This is a genomic window from Enterobacter sp. HK169 (genome assembly GCF_001719105.1).
Classification (GTDB): Bacteria; Pseudomonadota; Gammaproteobacteria; order Enterobacterales; family Enterobacteriaceae; genus Enterobacter; species Enterobacter asburiae_B.
On the sequence record NZ_CP017087.1, the window covers coordinates 4,517,071 to 4,533,225 of the forward strand.

Genomic DNA, 16,155 nt, shown 5'->3' on the forward strand with positions numbered 1-16,155 from the left:
CGCCCATAATCCCCTCCCGGTTTGCACACCGGGAATCCAGGAGAGTTCATGTACTACCCCTTCGTTCGTAAAGCCCTTTTCCAGCTCGACCCTGAGCGCGCTCATGAATTTACATTCCAGCAATTACGTCGTATTACCGGAACGCCGCTGGCCGCTCTGGTGCGTCAGAATGTGCCGGAAAAACCTGTGCAGTGCATGGGTCTGACCTTTAAAAATCCGCTGGGTCTGGCGGCCGGTCTGGACAAAAATGGCGAGTGCATTGATGCCCTGGGCGCGATGGGCTTTGGCTCCATTGAAATCGGCACCGTCACGCCGCGCCCGCAGCCGGGAAATGACAAGCCGCGCCTGTTCCGCCTGGTTGAAGCCGAAGGGCTGATCAACCGCATGGGCTTTAATAACCTCGGTGTTGATCACCTGGTTGAGAACGTAAAAAAAGCCCATTTTGACGGGATATTAGGCATCAATATCGGCAAAAATAAAGACACGCCGGTAGAGCAGGGTAAAGATGACTATCTGATTTGTATGGAAAAAGTCTACGCCTATGCCGGTTATATCGCGGTGAATATTTCTTCACCCAATACCCCGGGGCTGCGTTCCTTACAATATGGCGAAGCGCTGGACGATCTTCTGAGTGCCATTAAAAATAAACAAAATGAACTCCAGACGATCCACCATAAATATGTTCCGGTCGCGGTTAAGATCGCCCCGGATCTTTCTCCTGAAGAATTGATCCAGGTTGCCGACAGTTTGGTTCGCCATAATATTGATGGTGTTATTGCAACCAATACTACCCTCGATCGCTCCCTCGTGCAGGGAATGAAAAACTGTGACGAAGCGGGTGGGTTAAGTGGACGTCCGGTGCAATTAAAAAGCACCGAAATTATTCGCGCCCTGTCTGCGGAATTAAAAGGACGTCTGCCGATTATTGGCGTCGGCGGCATTGACTCAGTGATTGCTGCGCGCGAGAAGATGGCGGCAGGTGCGTCACTGGTGCAAATCTATTCCGGCTTTATTTTTAAAGGACCGCCGCTGATTAAAGAAATCGTTACTCATATCTAATCTTTTCTCTTAATCAGACAACCAGGGCTTTATTTCCAGCCCTGGTTGTTTTATATTCCGTCACTGTTGCTTATTTAGTCATTATAGTCTTTTATTAATGGTGTTATAAACGAGGCGGCAAACAGGACATTTTTAGTACAGGACGTTTGGGGACGGGAGAGACACATGCGAATTAAACCTGACGATAACTGGCGCTGGTATTTTTGCGACGAGCATGACCGAATGATGCTCGATTTAGCCAATGGCATGTTGTTTCGTTCTCGTTTTGCCCGCCGAATGTTAACCCCGGATGCATTTTCCCCGTCGGGCTTTTGCGTTGACGATGCGGCGCTTTATTTCTCCTTTGAAGAAAAATGCCGCGATCTGGTGCTCTCTAAAGAGCAGCGTGCCGAGCTGGTATTAAATGCGCTGGTGGCTATCCGCTTCCTGAAACCGCAAATGCCAAAAAGCTGGCATTTTCTTGCGCATGGTATGAGCTGGACCCCGGCAACGGGTGACGCGGCCAGCGTCAATCTGAGCGATACCGCAGAAGAGGTGAGCCTGCTGGTGGTTGAGCCTGGCGAAAATGCTGCGCTCTGCCTGCTGGCACAGCCCGGCGTAACCATTGCCGGGCGGACGATGCAGCTTGGCGATGCCATTAAAGTGATGAACGACAGGCTGAAGCCGCAGCTGCGCGTAGACTCCTTCAGCCTTGAACAGGCGGTTTAAGCTTCCAGCTGTACGGACGTTTTCGGTATGCAGCTACAGCACAGAATTGTGCCGTCATTTCCAATTGCCGATTTTTTCAGCGCACTGACCTCTCCATCCACCAGCCTGATGCGGCAGCATCCGCAAATGCCTGCGCGACAGGAATAGGGTACGCGAATACCTGCCTGCTCCAGTTGCTCCAGTAATACCTGCTGGTTGTTGCCACGGATGACGTTGCCCTGCCAGTGAATATCTACCGCAGAGGCGACATTCGTCACAACGTCGACCATTTCTTCTTCCTGACCTGAGCCGTACGCTTTTGCAGGTCCTCGGGCAAGAATTTCTACCTCATCACCGACGCGGATTGCGCCGCTGGAGCGAGGGATCAGGTTCTGCCCGAAATCCACATCGCCGTTATCCTGCGCGGTGCGGAACGACTGCAGCGTCTTCAGCGGTTCGCCGGAAGGGTGCTTCTGGCCTTTCTCAGGGCTCACCGTGGTGAAAATGCAGCGGCTGCAGGGTTTTACGACATCAAAGATGACGCTGCCGATGCGGATCACTTTCCAGGTGTCTTCTTCCCAGGCGTCGGCGCCCGTGACCACCAGGTTCGGACGGAACTGTTCCATCTGAACGCTGGCCTTGCAGCGGCCTTGTAAATCACGCAGCGAGGCTTCGTTAGTCAGCAGGAACGGGAAACCATCGGCGAAGGAGAGGGGAACGGCGTCGTGGCGCTTCACGCGACGCGTCGGTTCAGGACCTACCCAGCGCAGCTGCACGTCGCGGGAGAAGAAACCGCTCAGCCAGCGGTTAATCTCATCCGGGGCGATGCGCGCGGTAAAATGATTGCCCCACACTTCCGTTGGCGCATCGACAGGCGCAAAATCAGCAAAGCGAATGACCGCGCTGGAACCGTCCGGCGCGGTAAGGTGCAAACCGTCATGAAGCGGGGAAGGGGTAAAGCGAACCATCTGCGGGAACTGGCGTGCGGTGATGAACGTGCCGTCAGGCTCGGTGACCATCAAAATACGATCGAAGGCGAATCCGCTCATGTCGGCCAGCGCGTGAGAGACGCCGATGCCGCGCATGGATTTCACCGGATGAATAAAAAGCCTGGATAACGTCGCCACTGCACACTCCCACAAATGAAAATAAGCCTTCAACTTTATGACATACACGCCATATTAGCTATAATGCGCGACAATTTTCTAAGAGTAAAAGTGACGATATGAATTCTCTGTTTGCCAGTACGGCCCGTGGGCTGGAAGAGCTGTTAAAAACTGAACTGGAAAGCCTGGGCGCGAAAGAGTGCCAGGTGGTTCAGGGTGGTGTCCATTTTGAGGGCGACACGCGGCTTATTTACCAGAGCCTGATGTGGAGCCGTCTGGCGTCGCGCATCATGCTGCCGATGAAGGAGTGCAAGGTCTATAGCGACCTGGACCTCTATACCGGCGTACAGATGATCGACTGGACAGAGATCTTCATGCCCAATGCCACCTTTGCGGTGCATTTCAACGGCGTGAACGACGAGATCCGCAACAGCCAGTACGGTGCCCTGCGCGTAAAAGACGCCATTGTGGACTGCTTCACGCGTAAAAATAAGGAACGTCCGAACGTCGATCGCGAAAATCCGGATCTGCGTATTAACGTCTGGCTGAACGGCGACACGGCGAGTATTTCTCTCGATCTGAGCGGCGCGGGCCTGCACCTGCGCGGCTACCGCGATCGTACCGGTATGGCGCCAATTAAAGAAACCCTGGCTGCCGCTATTGTGATGCGCTCCGGCTGGCAGCCGGGCACGCCGCTGCTCGATCCGATGTGTGGTTCCGGTACGTTGCTGATTGAAGCGGCCATGCTGGCAACCGACCGCGCGCCGGGCCTGCATCGCGGTCACTGGGGCTTTAAAGGCTGGGCCCAGCACGACGAAGCGCTCTGGAAAGAGGTCAAAGACGACGCGCAGACCCGCGCGCGTAAAGGGCTGGCGGAGTACACCTCCCACTTCTACGGTTCGGACAGCGACCCGCGCGTAATCGAACGCGCGCGCAGCAACGCCCGTCGCGCCGGTATCGGCGAGCTGGTCACCTTCGAGGTGAAAGACGTGGCGAATCTGACCAACCCGCTACTAAAAGGTCCGTACGGTACCGTGATCAGCAACCCGCCATACGGCGAGCGTCTGGACAGCGAGCCGGCGCTGATTGCCCTGCACAGCCTGCTGGGCCGCAATATGAAGGACTACTTCGGCGGCTGGAACCTGTCGCTGTTTAGCGCCTCGCCGGAGCTGCTGAGCTGCCTGCAGCTGCGTGCCGATCGCCAGTTTAAGGCGAAAAACGGCCCGCTGGACTGCGTGCAGAAAAACTACCATCTTGCGGAGAAAGCGGCGGACAGCAAGCCATCCGGCGTGGCGGAAGATTACGCCAACCGCCTGCGCAAGAACCTGAAAAAATATGAAAAGTGGGCGAAGCAGGAAGGGATTGAATGCTACCGCCTGTACGACGCCGACCTGCCGGAGTACAACGTGGCGGTTGACCGCTACGCGGACTGGGTGGTGATTCAGGAATATGCGCCACCGAAAACCATTGATGCGCAAAAAGCGCGTCAGCGCATGCTGGACGTTATCGCGGCCACCATCGCCGTGCTCGGCATTGCGCCAAACAAGCTGGTGCTGAAAACCCGCGAGCGTCAGAAAGGGAAAAATCAGTACCAGAAGATGGGCGAGAAGGGTGACTTTATCGAAGTGGGCGAATACAACGCTCGCCTGTGGGTGAACCTGACCGACTATCTGGATACCGGCCTGTTCCTCGACCACCGTATCGCCCGTCGCATGCTGGGTCAGATGAGCAAGGGCAAAGATTTCCTCAACCTGTTCTCCTATACCGGCAGCGCGAGCGTGCATGCGGGTCTGGGCGGTGCGCGGAGCACCACCACGGTGGATATGTCCCGCACCTATCTGGAGTGGGCGGAGCGCAACCTGCGTCTTAACGGGCTGACCGGACGTCAGCATCGTCTGATGCAGGCCGACGTGCTGGGCTGGCTGCGTGATACCGACGAGCAGTTCGACCTGATCTTTATCGATCCGCCGACCTTCTCCAACTCCAAGCGCATGGAGGATAGCTTTGACGTTCAACGCGATCACCTGCGCCTGATGACCGACCTGAAGCGCCTGCTGCGTAAGGGCGGTACCATTATGTTCTCGAACAACAAACGCGGCTTCCGTATGGATCATGACGGCTTAGCAGCCCTGGGACTGAAAGCACAAGAAATCAGCCAAAAAACGCTGTCTCAGGACTTTGCCCGTAACCGTCAAATTCATAACTGCTGGTTGATTACCGCGGTCTGAAAGGAAAAATAAATGTCTTTAATTAGTATGCACGGCGCGTGGCTCTCTTTCAGCGACTCGCCGCTTCTCGATAATGCAGAGCTGCATATCGAAGATAACGAGCGCGTCTGTCTGGTGGGCCGTAACGGCGCGGGTAAATCCACGCTGATGAAAATCCTCAACCGCGAACAGGGGCTGGATGACGGTCGCATCGTGTACGAGCAGGATCTGATCGTCTCCCGCCTCCAGCAGGACCCGCCGCGTCACGTGACAGGCAGCGTTTACGATTTCGTGGCGGAAGGCATTTCTGAGCAGGCCGAATACCTGAAGCGCTATCACGAGATTTCGCATCTGGTGATGACCGACCCGAGCGACAAGAACCTCAACGAACTGGCGAAAGTGCAGGAGATGCTCGATCACCACGGTCTGTGGCAGCTTGAAAACCGCATTAACGAGGTTCTGGCCCAGCTTGGTCTGGAAGCGGACATGGAGCTGTCGGCGCTCTCCGGCGGCTGGCTGCGTAAAGCGGCCCTGGGCCGCGCGCTGGTCAGCGGGCCGAAGGTGCTGCTGCTGGACGAACCGACGAACCACCTGGATATCGAAGCGATTGACTGGCTGGAAGGCTTCCTGAAAACCTTCAGCGGCACCATCATCTTTATCTCGCACGACCGTTCGTTTATTCGCAACATGGCGACGCGTATTGTCGATCTCGACCGCGGCAAGCTGGTCACCTATCCTGGCGATTACGACACCTATCTGCTGGAGAAAGAAGAAAACCTGCGCGTGGAAGAGCTGCAGAATGCGGAGTTCGACCGCAAGCTGGCGCAGGAAGAGGTGTGGATCCGCCAGGGCATCAAGGCCCGCCGTACCCGTAACGAAGGCCGCGTGCGCGCTCTGAAGGCAATGCGCCGTGAGCGCAGCGAACGCCGTGAAGTGATGGGCAGCGCCAAAATGCAGGTGGAAGAAGCGTCCCGTTCCGGCAAGATTGTCTTCGAAATGGAAAACGTCAACTATCAGGTTGATGGCAAAGTGCTGGTGAAAGATTTCTCCGCCCAGGTTCAGCGCGGCGACAAAATTGCGCTTATCGGCCCGAACGGCTGTGGTAAAACCACGCTGCTGAAGCTGATGCTGGGCCAGCTGCAGGCCGACAGCGGCCGCATTCACTGTGGGACTAAGCTGGAAGTGGCCTACTTCGACCAGCACCGCGCGGAGCTGGATCCGGACCGCACGGTGATGGATAACCTCGCCGAAGGCAAGCAAGAGGTAATGGTAAACGGCAAGCCGCGCCACGTGCTGGGCTATCTGCAGGACTTCCTGTTCCATCCGAAACGTGCGATGACCCCAGTCCGTGCGTTATCTGGCGGAGAGCGTAATCGTCTGCTGCTGGCGCGTTTGTTCCTGAAACCAAGTAACCTGTTGATTCTCGATGAACCAACGAACGACCTGGATGTCGAAACGCTGGAATTGCTCGAAGAACTGATTGACGGTTATCAGGGGACCGTGATGCTGGTTAGCCACGATCGTCAGTTCGTGGATAACACCGTGACCGAGTGCTGGATCTTCGAAGGTGAAGGGCGAATTGGACAATACGTAGGCGGTTATCACGATGCAAAAGGGCAGCAATCGCAGTCTCTGGCGCAGAAACAGTCAAAGTCCAAAATAAGTTCAGAACCTGCTGTAACAAAAGCAGAAACTGTCAAGAAAACCTCGGCTAAACTAAGCTATAACCTGCAGCGCGAACTGGAGGGGCTACCGCAGCGTCTTGAAGAGCTGGAGGCCGCGCTTGAGGATCTGCAAAAACAGGTTGCTGATGCATCATTCTTTACCCAATCGCATGACTATACTCAGAAAGTACTGGCTGAATTATCCGCGGCTGAAAAAGCCCTGGAAGAAGCATTTGAGCGCTGGGAGTACCTTGAGTCTCTGAAAAACGGCGCATAGACAGGGATAACATATGTGTGACCAGCACCATGCCGACAGGCATATTTTATGCTCGCAATGCGATATGCTCGTGGCGTTGCCAGAGCTTGGTCACGGACATAAAGCCCTGTGTCCACGTTGCGGCGCAACGTTGACAACCGAGTGGGACGCGCCGCGGCAGCGTCCCACTGCTTACGCTCTGGCAGCATTGTTCATGCTGCTGCTCTCCAATCTCTTCCCTTTCATCTATATGAAGGTGGGAGGGATAACCAGCCAGGTGGATCTGCTTGAAATCCCGGGCGTGATGTTCTCGGAAGATTACGCCAGCCTCGGCACCTTTTTTCTCCTGTTTGTCCAGATAGTCCCGGCTTTTTGCCTGGTCGTTATCCTTTTGCTGGTCAACCGCGTCAGGATGCCCTCATCACTGAAAATCCGGCTCGCACGTATCCTTTTTCAGCTTAAAAGCTGGGGCATGGCCGAGATCTTTCTGGCGGGCATTCTGGTCAGTTTCGTGAAGCTCATGGCATACGGCGACGTGGGGATCGGCAGCAGCTTTATTCCGTGGTGCCTGTACTGTGTCCTGCAGCTGCGTGCTTTCCAGTGCGTGGACAGACGCTGGGCGTGGGATGATATCGCCCCGGCACCGACGCTTGCGCAAACGGTAAAAGTCGGCGTGCCCGGCATTCGTCAGGGGCTGCGTTCCTGCCCGTGCTGCACCGCCGTGCTGCCCGCCGATCTCGACGTTTGTCCGCGCTGCGAAACGAAGGGTCACGTACGCCGTAAAAATAGCCTTCAGTGGACGATGGCCCTGCTGGTCACCTCCATCATGCTGTATCTGCCTGCCAATATTCTACCGATCATGATCACCGATTTGCTCGGCGATAAAATGCCCTCGACGATCCTCGCCGGGGTGATCCTGCTGTGGGGCGAAGGTTCCTATCCTGTCGCCGGCGTGATCTTTATCGCCAGTATTATGGTGCCAACCTTAAAAATGATCGCCATCGCCTGGCTCTGTTGGGATGCGAAGGGGCATGGAAAACGCGACAGCGAGCGCATGCACCTGATTTATGAAGTGGTCGAGTTTGTCGGACGCTGGTCAATGATTGACGTGTTTGTCATCGCCGTTCTCTCTGCACTGGTGCGGATGGGCGGTTTGATGAGTATTTATCCCGCGATGGGGGCTTTAATGTTTGCACTGGTCGTGATTATGACCATGTTTGCGGCCATGACCTTCGACCCTCGTTTATCGTGGGATCGTGAGCCTGAATCAAGCCATGAGGAAGAGTAAGAGCATGGAAAATAAGAGTGGAGAGGCGAAAGTGCAGAAGGTCAAAAACTGGTCGCCGGTGTGGATTTTCCCCATCGTGACCGCGCTGATCGGTGCATGGATCCTGTTTTATCATTACAGCCATCAGGGACCGGAAGTCACGCTGATAACCACCAATGCCGAGGGGATTGAGGGCGGTAAAACGACCATCAAAAGCCGTAGCGTGGACGTGGGCGTGGTCGAAAGCGCAACCCTGACCGACGATTTAACCCATGTGGAAATTAAGGCGCGCCTTAATGCCGGCATGGAAAAACTGCTGCACGGCGATTCCGTTTTCTGGGTCGTTAAACCGCAGGTGGGGCGCGAAGGGATCAGCGGCTTAGGGACGCTGCTCTCTGGAGCCTACATTGAACTGCAGCCCGGCACGAAGGGCAGCCAGCCTGGGCAATATCAGCTTCTCGACTCACCGCCGCTTGCGCCGCCTGATGCCAAGGGTATCCGCGTGATCCTCGACAGCAAAAAAGCGGGTCAGCTCACTGCGGGTGATCCAGTACTGTTCCGCGGCTACCGCGTCGGTTCCGTTGAAACCAGCACCTTCGATGCGCAAAAGCGTACCATCAGCTATCAGCTGTTCATCAATGCGCCAAACGATCGTCTGGTGACCAGCAACGTTCGCTTCTGGAAGGACAGCGGGATCGCGGTCGATCTTACGTCGGCGGGGATGCGCGTAGAAATGGGTTCCTTAACCACGCTGTTTGGCGGCGGGGTGAGCTTTGATGTGCCGGAAGGGCAGGATCTGGGGCAGCCGGTTGCCGAGAAAACGGCGTTCAGACTCTTTGACGATCAGCGAAGCATTCAGGACGCGCTTTATACCGATCACATCGACTTCCTGATGTTCTTCAAAGATTCCGTCCGCGGCCTGCAGCCGGGCGCGCCCGTTGAGTTCCGAGGTATTCGTCTTGGTACGGTTGGGCAAGTTCCGTTCTTTGTTCCGGGCCTGAGCCAGATGCTTGACGATGATTACCGTATTCCGGTACTGATCCGCATCGAGCCGGAACGTCTGCTTAACCAGATTGGCGAGAATCAGGATATTGCCACCCATATCAGTCAACTGATGGACCGTGGTCTGCGAGGTTCCTTGAAGACGGGTAATCTGGTGACCGGTGCGCTGTATGTGGATATGGACTTCTACCCGAAAGCACCGCCGATTACCGGTATTCGTGAATTTGGTGGCTACAAGATCATCCCAACGGTGAGCAGCGGTCTGGCTCAGATCCAGCAGCGTCTGATGGAAACGCTGGATAAGATCAACAATCTGCCACTGAATCCGATGATTGAAGCGGCGACGAACTCGCTGAGCGAAAGCCAGGCAACGATGCGTCGCCTGCAAACCACGCTGGATAACATCAACAAGATCACTGCGAGCCAGAGCATGCAGCAGCTGCCGCAGGATATGCAGAAAACGCTACGTGAGCTGAACCGCAGTATGCAGGGCTTCCAGCCGGGTTCAGCGGCCTACAACAAGATGGTGGCAGATATGCAGCGTCTTGATCAGGTCTTGCGTGAACTGCAGCCGGTGCTGAAAACGCTCAACGAGAAGAGCAATGCGCTGGTGTTCGAAGCGAAAGATAAAAAGGATCCTGAGCCGAAGAGGGCAAAAGAATGAAAAAGTGGCTATTGATGGTTGGCGCTCTGCTGTTAACGGCGTGCAGTTCAGGGGTAGATAATAAAAGCTACTATCAGCTGCCTGTGTCTACCCACAGCGGTGGGCAAAGCACGGCCAGCCAGGGAAACCGCCAGCTGTGGGTTGAGCAGGTTGCCGTGCCGGATTATCTGGCAGGAAACGGCGTGGTCTATCAGACCAGCGACGTTAAATACGTGATTGCGACGAACAACCTGTGGGCCAGCCCGCTGGATCAGCAGCTGCGTAACACGCTGGTGGCCAATCTGGGCAGCCAGCTTCCGGGCTGGGTTGTCGCGTCGCAGCCGCTGGGTAACGACCAGGATACGCTTAACGTCACGGTCACGGGCTTCCACGGCCGCTATGACGGTGCGGTGGTGATCAGCGGGGAGTGGTTGCTGAACCATCAGGGGCAGCTGATTAAGCGTCCTTTCCATCTGGAGCTGAAGCAGCAGAAAGATGGCTATGACGAAATGGTGAAAGTCCTGGCTCAGGGTTGGGCACAGGAGTCGGCCAGCATCGCGAGAGAAATTTCCCGTCTGCCATAAGTAAAATTCATCATCAAAAACCGCAGTTGGCCTGTCGCTGATTGCGGTTTTTTTTCGTTTTCACTTCAGATTGTTACTTGTGCCACGTCACAATTTTTGTACAAATGAACTTCCGGCTAGCTCACAAATATGACACCCGTATGAATTTTGAACATTGACGATGCGACTAATTCGGGGTATTCGTTATCTGTGCCTGTGCATTGAGTGCAGACACTGTTTTCTTTCCACCAGACAAAAGAATGAGGGAAACGAGGCATGAAGAGACAGAAACGAGATCGCCTGGAACGGGCTCATCAACGTGGTTATCAGGCCGGCATCGCTGGACGTTCTAAAGAAATGTGTCCTTATCAGACGATAAATCAAAGGTCACAATGGCTTGGAGGCTGGCGAGAAGCCATCGGCGACAGGGCACTCATAGCCTGATAACGTCTCTTTCAAAAAAGAAACCTCCGCAATGCGGAGGTTTCGCCTTTCTGGGGGGGGCCAAAAGCACGATCAGAAAGCTGAAGTATCCTGGAACAGGCCAACTTTCAGGTCGCTTGCGCTATAGATCAGGCGACCGTCGACCAGCACTTCGCCATCTGCCAGGCCCATAATCAGGCGGCGGTTAACGATGCGCTTGAAGTGAATACGATAGGTCACTTTCTTCGCTGTAGGCAGAACCTGGCCAGTGAATTTTACTTCGCCCACGCCCAGCGCGCGACCTTTACCTTCGCCGCCCAGCCAGCCCAGATAGAAGCCAACCAGCTGCCACATGGCATCCAGGCCCAGACAGCCAGGCATTACCGGATCGCCAATAAAGTGGCAACCGAAGAACCACAGGTCCGGGTTGATATCGAGTTCTGCTTCTACGTAACCCTTATCGAAGTTGCCGCCGGTTTCGGTCATTTTCACGACACGGTCCATCATCAGCATGTTCGGGGCCGGTAACTGTGGGCCTTTAGCGCCAAACAGTTCACCGCGACCAGAGGCAAGAAGATCTTCTTTTGTATAGGATTCGCGTTTATCTACCATGTTCTCAGTAAGCCTTATTTTAGTGAAGGACGCAGGATAGCTAACACGTGTACGCTGAACAAGTCCGATCAGTTCGAACTAAACCAGCCCAGCCAGCGTAACGGCCATGGATAACGATGACGAGCATCCTGCTGCGTCGCCTGAGCAATGCGCTCCTGGATAGTCTGCATCAGGGTGGTTTGCCCTTCGCCATCCCAAACCAGATTTGTCAGTAAGGGTAGCGCATCCTCAATCCCTTCGATGGCCCAGATGGTGAATTGCTCTTGCTCAACCGCATCCAGAATATCCTGGCTGAGGCTCAAATGGCGTGCGTTGGGAGCAGGAATAATCACACCCTGTTTGCCGTTTAAACCGCGCTGCTGACAGATAGAGAAGAAGCCTTCAATTTTTTCGTTGAGGCCTCCCACTGGCTGTGCACGACCGAACTGGTCCACCGAACCGGTGATCGCGATGTTCTGATTGATGGGCACTTCCGCCAGGGCGCTGATTAAGGCGCACAGCTCGGCCATAGAGGCGCTATCGCCATCCACTTCGCTGTAGGACTGCTCAAACGTCAGCGAGGCGGAGAAGGGGATCTGTTGCTCAAGCTGCAGCTCTGACATCAAAAACGCCTGCATGATCATCATGCCTTTCGCGTGAATGTTGCCGCCCAGCTCGGCTTTCCGTTCAATATCGGTGAACTCGCCATCGCCAATATGCACAACGCAGCTGATACGGGACGGCTCCCCGAATGCGCGCGGATGGCCAGGAAATTCAATCACCGACAGGGCGTTGATCTGCCCGACGCGTTCGCCTTCGGTTTCCACCAGAATTTGTTCCAGCAGAATTTCATCCTGCATACGGTCGGCAAGATAGCCTTCTCGCCACTCACGCTGAGCCAGCATCTGAGTGAGCTGTTCGCCGGTAAACGCCCCGTTGCCGCTAATCACACCCACTTCACGCAGCTGTTTGCCGATCCAGAGCGGGCAAAGCGGCAGCGTTTCCTGGTCACCGGTGTAGCGTACCGCTTCGCGGATTAAGCCCGGCCACGCGTCAGCCGCAGGGGTTGGCAGCGAAAAACGCTCAGCAACGGCCATCACCCACTGGCACCACTGCGCCATATCGTCGGCGTCAGCAATCTGGATGTTGTCTTCGTATTCGCTATAAACCGCCTGCTCAGCCAGTTCCGGCTCCATTTCCTGGAAGTCCGCCAGCGATTCGCGGTCGCCCGTCAGCACGACGGTCAGCGACAGCGGCATAGACGGAACAGAGACAGGCAGAGGACGAGACTCATCGTAGCCGACCCAGTCGAAACGCAGCTGGTTGACGATAGTTTTCAGACGCATCCACAGCAGCGGCTGCGAGAGCAGGGTACGCAGTGAGATGATGAGTACACCGCCATTTGCGCGATGAACCAGCCCTGGCTGCAGCGAAAGTTCGCCGTTAAACTGGCGCAGACAACCAAAGAGTTGTTCCGCCTCGACCCAGTTAGCGGTAATCACTTCGCCTTTAACGGCAAAACGGCCATCGGCCTGCGCCGTTGGTTCGAAAGTGACATCATGTCCCGCAATACGATACTGGCCGCCAAAAACTGCGTTCACTTCCGGCTTCAGCTGGCGCACGGCATCACCGAGCAGCGTCAGGTATTCCGCTTCTTCCGGGGCCTTGAGCAGCATGAAGGGCGCTGTTGCCCATGGGCTTAACACCTGCTCCAGCGCATAATGCAAGCGAGGCTGCGTATCGCTAAGGATGAATTCGTGTTCTTTTGCGAGTTCGGGCTGTGCAAACAGTTCCTGGTAACTTTCGGTATCCGGAACAAGGTCACGCCATGCAAGTTTCGTAATGGTCAAAGTTGATGTTTTTTAGTCAGATGTAAAAGCGTGGAGTATACCGTAAGCGGGGGGCTGTACCCAAGCAGGATTGGGGATTTCGACAGGGCGATTGGCTGCATTCACTCACAGGATATGATTTCTTTTCAGCAGATTGCTAAAAAACTGATATTCTGAACTGAGTTACGTGGTAACACTGAGATCGCAATGAAATATCAACAACTGGAAAATCTCGAAAGCGGCTGGAAATGGAAGTACCTGGTCAAAAAGCACCGTGAAGGGGAGCTGATCACCTGCTACGTCGAAGCCAGCGCTGCGCAAGAAGCCGTGGATATTTTGCTGACCCTCGAAAATGAACCGGTACAGGTTAACGGCTGGATTGAGAAACACATCAATCCCGCGTTGTTAAACCGGATGAAGCAAACTATCCGCGCGCGACGCAAACGGCATTTTAATGCTGAGCATCAGCACACTCGCAAAAAATCAATCGACCTGGAGTTCGTTGTCTGGCAACGCCTGGCTGGGCTGGCACAACGACGGGGCAAAACGCTTTCGGAAACCATCGTGCAGCTGATTGAGGATGCCGAACATAAAGAGAAGTACGCCAACCAGATGTCGACGCTGAAGAACGACCTTCAGGCTCTGTTGGGTAAAAAGTAGATTTTTCTTTTCTGTAAACAATAAAAAACCCCGCATGGCGGGGTTTTTTTATAAGACGATAACTTATGCCGCTGGCTGAGTTACAACGTCTTTGATGCCTTTAACTTCGATCTCTACGCGACGATCTGGAGCCAGGCAGTCGATCAGTGCAGCGCGAGCTTTCACGTTGTCACAGGTGTTGCCAGTAACTGGGTTAGATTCGCCCATACCACGTGGGGAGATCTTGTTAGCTGGGATACCTTTAGAGATCAGGTAATCAACAACAGACTGAGCACGTTTCTCAGACAGTTTCTGGTTGTAAGCGTCAGAACCGATACGGTCGGTGAAGCCCAGAACCACTACGGAACCGTCTTTAGGATCCAGGTTGCTCAGCTGGGTGTACAGCTGATCCAGTGCCTGCTGGCCTTCTGGTTTCAGAGTCGCTTTGTTGAAGTTGAACAGAACGTCAGACTTCAGAGTGAAGTGCTTGGTCTGTACTTCTGGAGCTGGAGCCGGCGCTGGAGCAACAACTGGAGCTGCTTCTTCCTGCTGGCCGAAACGGTAGGAAACACCTACGCTCAGCATGCCGTTGTCTGGACGAACACCAACGGTGTTGCCGTCGCCGATGTTGTTAACCCACTGGTATTCCAGACGGGTAGCGATGTCACGGGTCATAGCCCACTCAACGCCACCAGCGAATACTGGGGAAACACCGGTGTCATGGTTGTCACCAGAGATGTTGTTGCTGGAATCTGCGCGCCATACCATGCCGCCCAGACGGGTGTACACGTCCAGATCGTCAGTGATTGGGTAGCCCAGTTTAGCGGTCAGCTGAACGCCCTGTGCTTTGAAAGCGCCGTTGATGGTGTCGCCTTTGTATGGCATACGACCTAACCAGTCGTAACCCATTTCAAAACCAACATACGGGTTAACCTGATAGCCACCGAACGCACCTGCACCAAGCTGGCTCTCGTGAGTTGGGCCATCATTGTTCAGGCTGCTGTTGTACCAGCCGGTGTCGTGGAACTGAGACCAGCCCAGTTTACCACCTGCATACCAGGTATTATCTTTCGGAGCGGCCTGCGCTACGGTAGCGAAGCCAGCCAGTGCCACTGCAATCGCGATAGCTGTCTTTTTCATTTTTTGCGCCTCGTTATCATCCAAAATTCGCCATGAAAGTCTCAGGAGAGAATCACGGTTAAATCCTTCACCGGGGGGCGTGGTCAAATATAAATCTACCGATATCTTCGGCTTAGGCCGAGCACCCCTGGCGATGTAAAGTCTACAACGTAGCTGAAAACTTACAAGTGTGAAGTCCGTCAGGCATATGAAAAAAAAAGTTCCGTATACCGATTATTTAACATTTTTCGAACGAATTTTGTGCAATAAAATTAAGGAGAACCGCACCAGACAAGCCTTGCCGCAATTTTCAGGCCGGGAACTTTAATGCCATCTTGTGGTCAAAAAAAATTCCAGGAAAAATCTTAATTTCACTCAATGATACAAATTGGAGTGAATTTTTAGCCCAGAAAGTTGTCCTCTGCGGTAAGAATCCGATCGAACCGGACGCATAATGAACCCGATCGCATTCCCTTCTTCGGCTGCTTCAGTCAGACGGAAATGTTCCTCTTCCGTCAATTCTTCCGGTAACCATCCAATCACCACGCTGTAATTTCCGGTGCGTAACGCGCGGATCATCGACTCAACGGTATCGCACGGCGGGAGCTGATTAATTTGCATGACCTTAGTAAGCGGCAGGCCTGCGGACTGAACCCACTCACGGCTCAGTTTTTGCTGAGGCGTGAGCCAAAGCTGCCAGCGCGATTGCTGACCAAGCTGTTGTAATAACGGCAACAAAAGAAGTTGCGTCAACAGGGGCTGGTCTTCACGATAAACCACTTCACTGATAAGCCCCGTGGAAACACGCTCGACGGAATTCTGCGCGACATTGCCTGCGGTAGAAGAGAGAGAGGTTGAGCGATTTGCATAGCCTGAAGTGTGCATATTCATTCCAGCCCTGTAGTTACTGTATGGATATACAGTAACCCCTGTATGCATAAAGATCAACCTCATTTTCGGAAAGCGACTCGCAAAATTCATTCAATGTTGATGTCCCTCGAAAAATCATCTTGCTCATCGGCAATAAGTTGCCTATTTTCCTGCTAACGGATCCGCTAGTAAGAAATTTCGTTGTTACTTTATGATTTTGAAGGGAAATA

The 16,155-nt window shown here is 54.3% G+C and carries 14 protein-coding genes; 9 read left to right on the forward strand and 5 right to left on the reverse strand.

All coding sequences use genetic code 11. The features are described from left to right. Positions 1–48 precede the first annotated feature (48 nt). Positions 49–1,059: a quinone-dependent dihydroorotate dehydrogenase gene (gene pyrD, locus EnteroDNA1_RS21375; protein WP_023311019.1), complete on the forward strand. Its 1,011-nt coding sequence runs from the start codon at positions 49–51 to the stop codon at positions 1,057–1,059. 165 nt (positions 1,060–1,224) lie between these two features. Then, positions 1,225–1,767 (forward strand): cell division protein ZapC, encoded by a 543-nt coding sequence (gene zapC / locus EnteroDNA1_RS21380; protein WP_023311020.1) that lies wholly within the window; start codon positions 1,225–1,227, stop codon positions 1,765–1,767. Here zapC and EnteroDNA1_RS21385 read toward each other — a convergent pair. Continuing rightward, positions 1,764–2,873, reverse strand: a complete 1,110-nt coding sequence (locus EnteroDNA1_RS21385) for a YcbX family protein (protein WP_069303895.1) — start codon at positions 2,871–2,873, stop codon at positions 1,764–1,766. The two genes, zapC and EnteroDNA1_RS21385, sit on opposite strands and share 4 nt — an antisense overlap. 98 nt (positions 2,874–2,971) lie before the next feature. Here EnteroDNA1_RS21385 and rlmKL point away from each other — a divergent pair, with 98 nt between their 5' ends. The 6 genes from rlmKL (at position 2,972) to rmf (ending at position 10,898) form a co-directional block, all read left to right on the forward strand. Continuing rightward, the gene (rlmKL, locus tag EnteroDNA1_RS21390; RefSeq protein WP_069303896.1) at positions 2,972–5,080 is read left to right on the forward strand and encodes a bifunctional 23S rRNA (guanine(2069)-N(7))-methyltransferase RlmK/23S rRNA (guanine(2445)-N(2))-methyltransferase RlmL; all 2,109 of its coding nucleotides are present in this window, start codon (positions 2,972–2,974) and stop codon (positions 5,078–5,080) included. A 12-nt stretch (positions 5,081–5,092) separates the two neighbouring features. Then, positions 5,093–7,000 (forward strand): ABC transporter ATP-binding protein, encoded by a 1,908-nt coding sequence (locus EnteroDNA1_RS21395; protein ID WP_033145115.1) that lies wholly within the window; start codon positions 5,093–5,095, stop codon positions 6,998–7,000. Positions 7,001–7,013: 13 nt separating this feature from the next. Continuing rightward, a complete protein-coding gene (gene pqiA / locus EnteroDNA1_RS21400; RefSeq protein ID WP_023311024.1) occupies positions 7,014–8,267 on the forward strand; it encodes a membrane integrity-associated transporter subunit PqiA in 1,254 nt (417 codons plus the stop codon). 4 nt (positions 8,268–8,271) lie between these two features. Continuing rightward, a complete protein-coding gene (pqiB, locus tag EnteroDNA1_RS21405) occupies positions 8,272–9,912 on the forward strand; it encodes an intermembrane transport protein PqiB (RefSeq protein WP_033145117.1) in 1,641 nt (546 codons plus the stop codon). Further along, the gene (gene pqiC, locus EnteroDNA1_RS21410; protein WP_033145118.1) at positions 9,909–10,475 is read left to right on the forward strand and encodes a membrane integrity-associated transporter subunit PqiC; all 567 of its coding nucleotides are present in this window, start codon (positions 9,909–9,911) and stop codon (positions 10,473–10,475) included. Before pqiB ends, pqiC begins: the two co-directional genes overlap by 4 nt. Before the next feature lie 255 nt (positions 10,476–10,730). Next, positions 10,731–10,898 carry a ribosome modulation factor gene (gene rmf, locus EnteroDNA1_RS21415; protein WP_013097261.1) on the forward strand — a complete coding sequence of 56 codons (168 nt, stop codon included), beginning with the start codon at positions 10,731–10,733 and terminating at the stop codon, positions 10,896–10,898. Positions 10,899–10,970: 72 nt separating this feature from the next. On the opposite strand, the gene fabA is transcribed toward rmf, so the two are convergent. Together fabA and EnteroDNA1_RS21425 are read right to left on the reverse strand one after the other, a co-directional pair. Then, positions 10,971–11,489 carry a 3-hydroxyacyl-[acyl-carrier-protein] dehydratase FabA gene (gene fabA, locus EnteroDNA1_RS21420; protein WP_008499931.1) on the reverse strand — a complete coding sequence of 173 codons (519 nt, stop codon included), beginning with the start codon at positions 11,487–11,489 and terminating at the stop codon, positions 10,971–10,973. Positions 11,490–11,557: 68 nt separating this feature from the next. Further along, positions 11,558–13,318 (reverse strand): AAA family ATPase, encoded by a 1,761-nt coding sequence (locus tag EnteroDNA1_RS21425; protein WP_069303897.1) that lies wholly within the window; start codon positions 13,316–13,318, stop codon positions 11,558–11,560. Positions 13,319–13,504: 186 nt separating this feature from the next. Here EnteroDNA1_RS21425 and matP point away from each other — a divergent pair, with 186 nt between their 5' ends. Then, positions 13,505–13,957 (forward strand): macrodomain Ter protein MatP, encoded by a 453-nt coding sequence (gene matP, locus EnteroDNA1_RS21430; protein WP_032658161.1) that lies wholly within the window; start codon positions 13,505–13,507, stop codon positions 13,955–13,957. A gap of 63 nt (positions 13,958–14,020) precedes the next feature. Here matP and ompA read toward each other — a convergent pair whose 3' ends face one another. Continuing rightward, positions 14,021–15,076: a porin OmpA gene (ompA, locus tag EnteroDNA1_RS21435; protein ID WP_023311028.1), complete on the reverse strand. Its 1,056-nt coding sequence runs from the start codon at positions 15,074–15,076 to the stop codon at positions 14,021–14,023. A 354-nt stretch (positions 15,077–15,430) separates the two neighbouring features. Then, entirely contained in the window at positions 15,431–15,940 is a 510-nt protein-coding gene (sulA, locus tag EnteroDNA1_RS21440; RefSeq protein ID WP_033145120.1) for an SOS-induced cell division inhibitor SulA, read from the reverse strand. Positions 15,941–16,155: the final 215 nt, after the last annotated feature.

Coding starts and splice junctions, on each gene's coding strand:
- fabA (WP_008499931.1), bottom strand. CDS start 11,489: ATGGTAGATAAACGCGAATCCTATACAAAAGAAGATCTTCTTGCCTCT.
- matP (WP_032658161.1), top strand. CDS start 13,505: ATGAAATATCAACAACTGGAAAATCTCGAAAGCGGCTGGAAATGGAAG.
- rlmKL (WP_069303896.1), top strand. CDS start 2,972: ATGAATTCTCTGTTTGCCAGTACGGCCCGTGGGCTGGAAGAGCTGTTA.
- sulA (WP_033145120.1), bottom strand. CDS start 15,940: ATGCACACTTCAGGCTATGCAAATCGCTCAACCTCTCTCTCTTCTACC.
- ompA (WP_023311028.1), bottom strand. CDS start 15,076: ATGAAAAAGACAGCTATCGCGATTGCAGTGGCACTGGCTGGCTTCGCT.
- pqiC (WP_033145118.1), top strand. CDS start 9,909: ATGAAAAAGTGGCTATTGATGGTTGGCGCTCTGCTGTTAACGGCGTGC.
- rmf (WP_013097261.1), top strand. CDS start 10,731: ATGAAGAGACAGAAACGAGATCGCCTGGAACGGGCTCATCAACGTGGT.
- pqiA (WP_023311024.1), top strand. CDS start 7,014: ATGTGTGACCAGCACCATGCCGACAGGCATATTTTATGCTCGCAATGC.
- EnteroDNA1_RS21395 (WP_033145115.1), top strand. CDS start 5,093: ATGTCTTTAATTAGTATGCACGGCGCGTGGCTCTCTTTCAGCGACTCG.
- pyrD (WP_023311019.1), top strand. CDS start 49: ATGTACTACCCCTTCGTTCGTAAAGCCCTTTTCCAGCTCGACCCTGAG.
- pqiB (WP_033145117.1), top strand. CDS start 8,272: ATGGAAAATAAGAGTGGAGAGGCGAAAGTGCAGAAGGTCAAAAACTGG.
- zapC (WP_023311020.1), top strand. CDS start 1,225: ATGCGAATTAAACCTGACGATAACTGGCGCTGGTATTTTTGCGACGAG.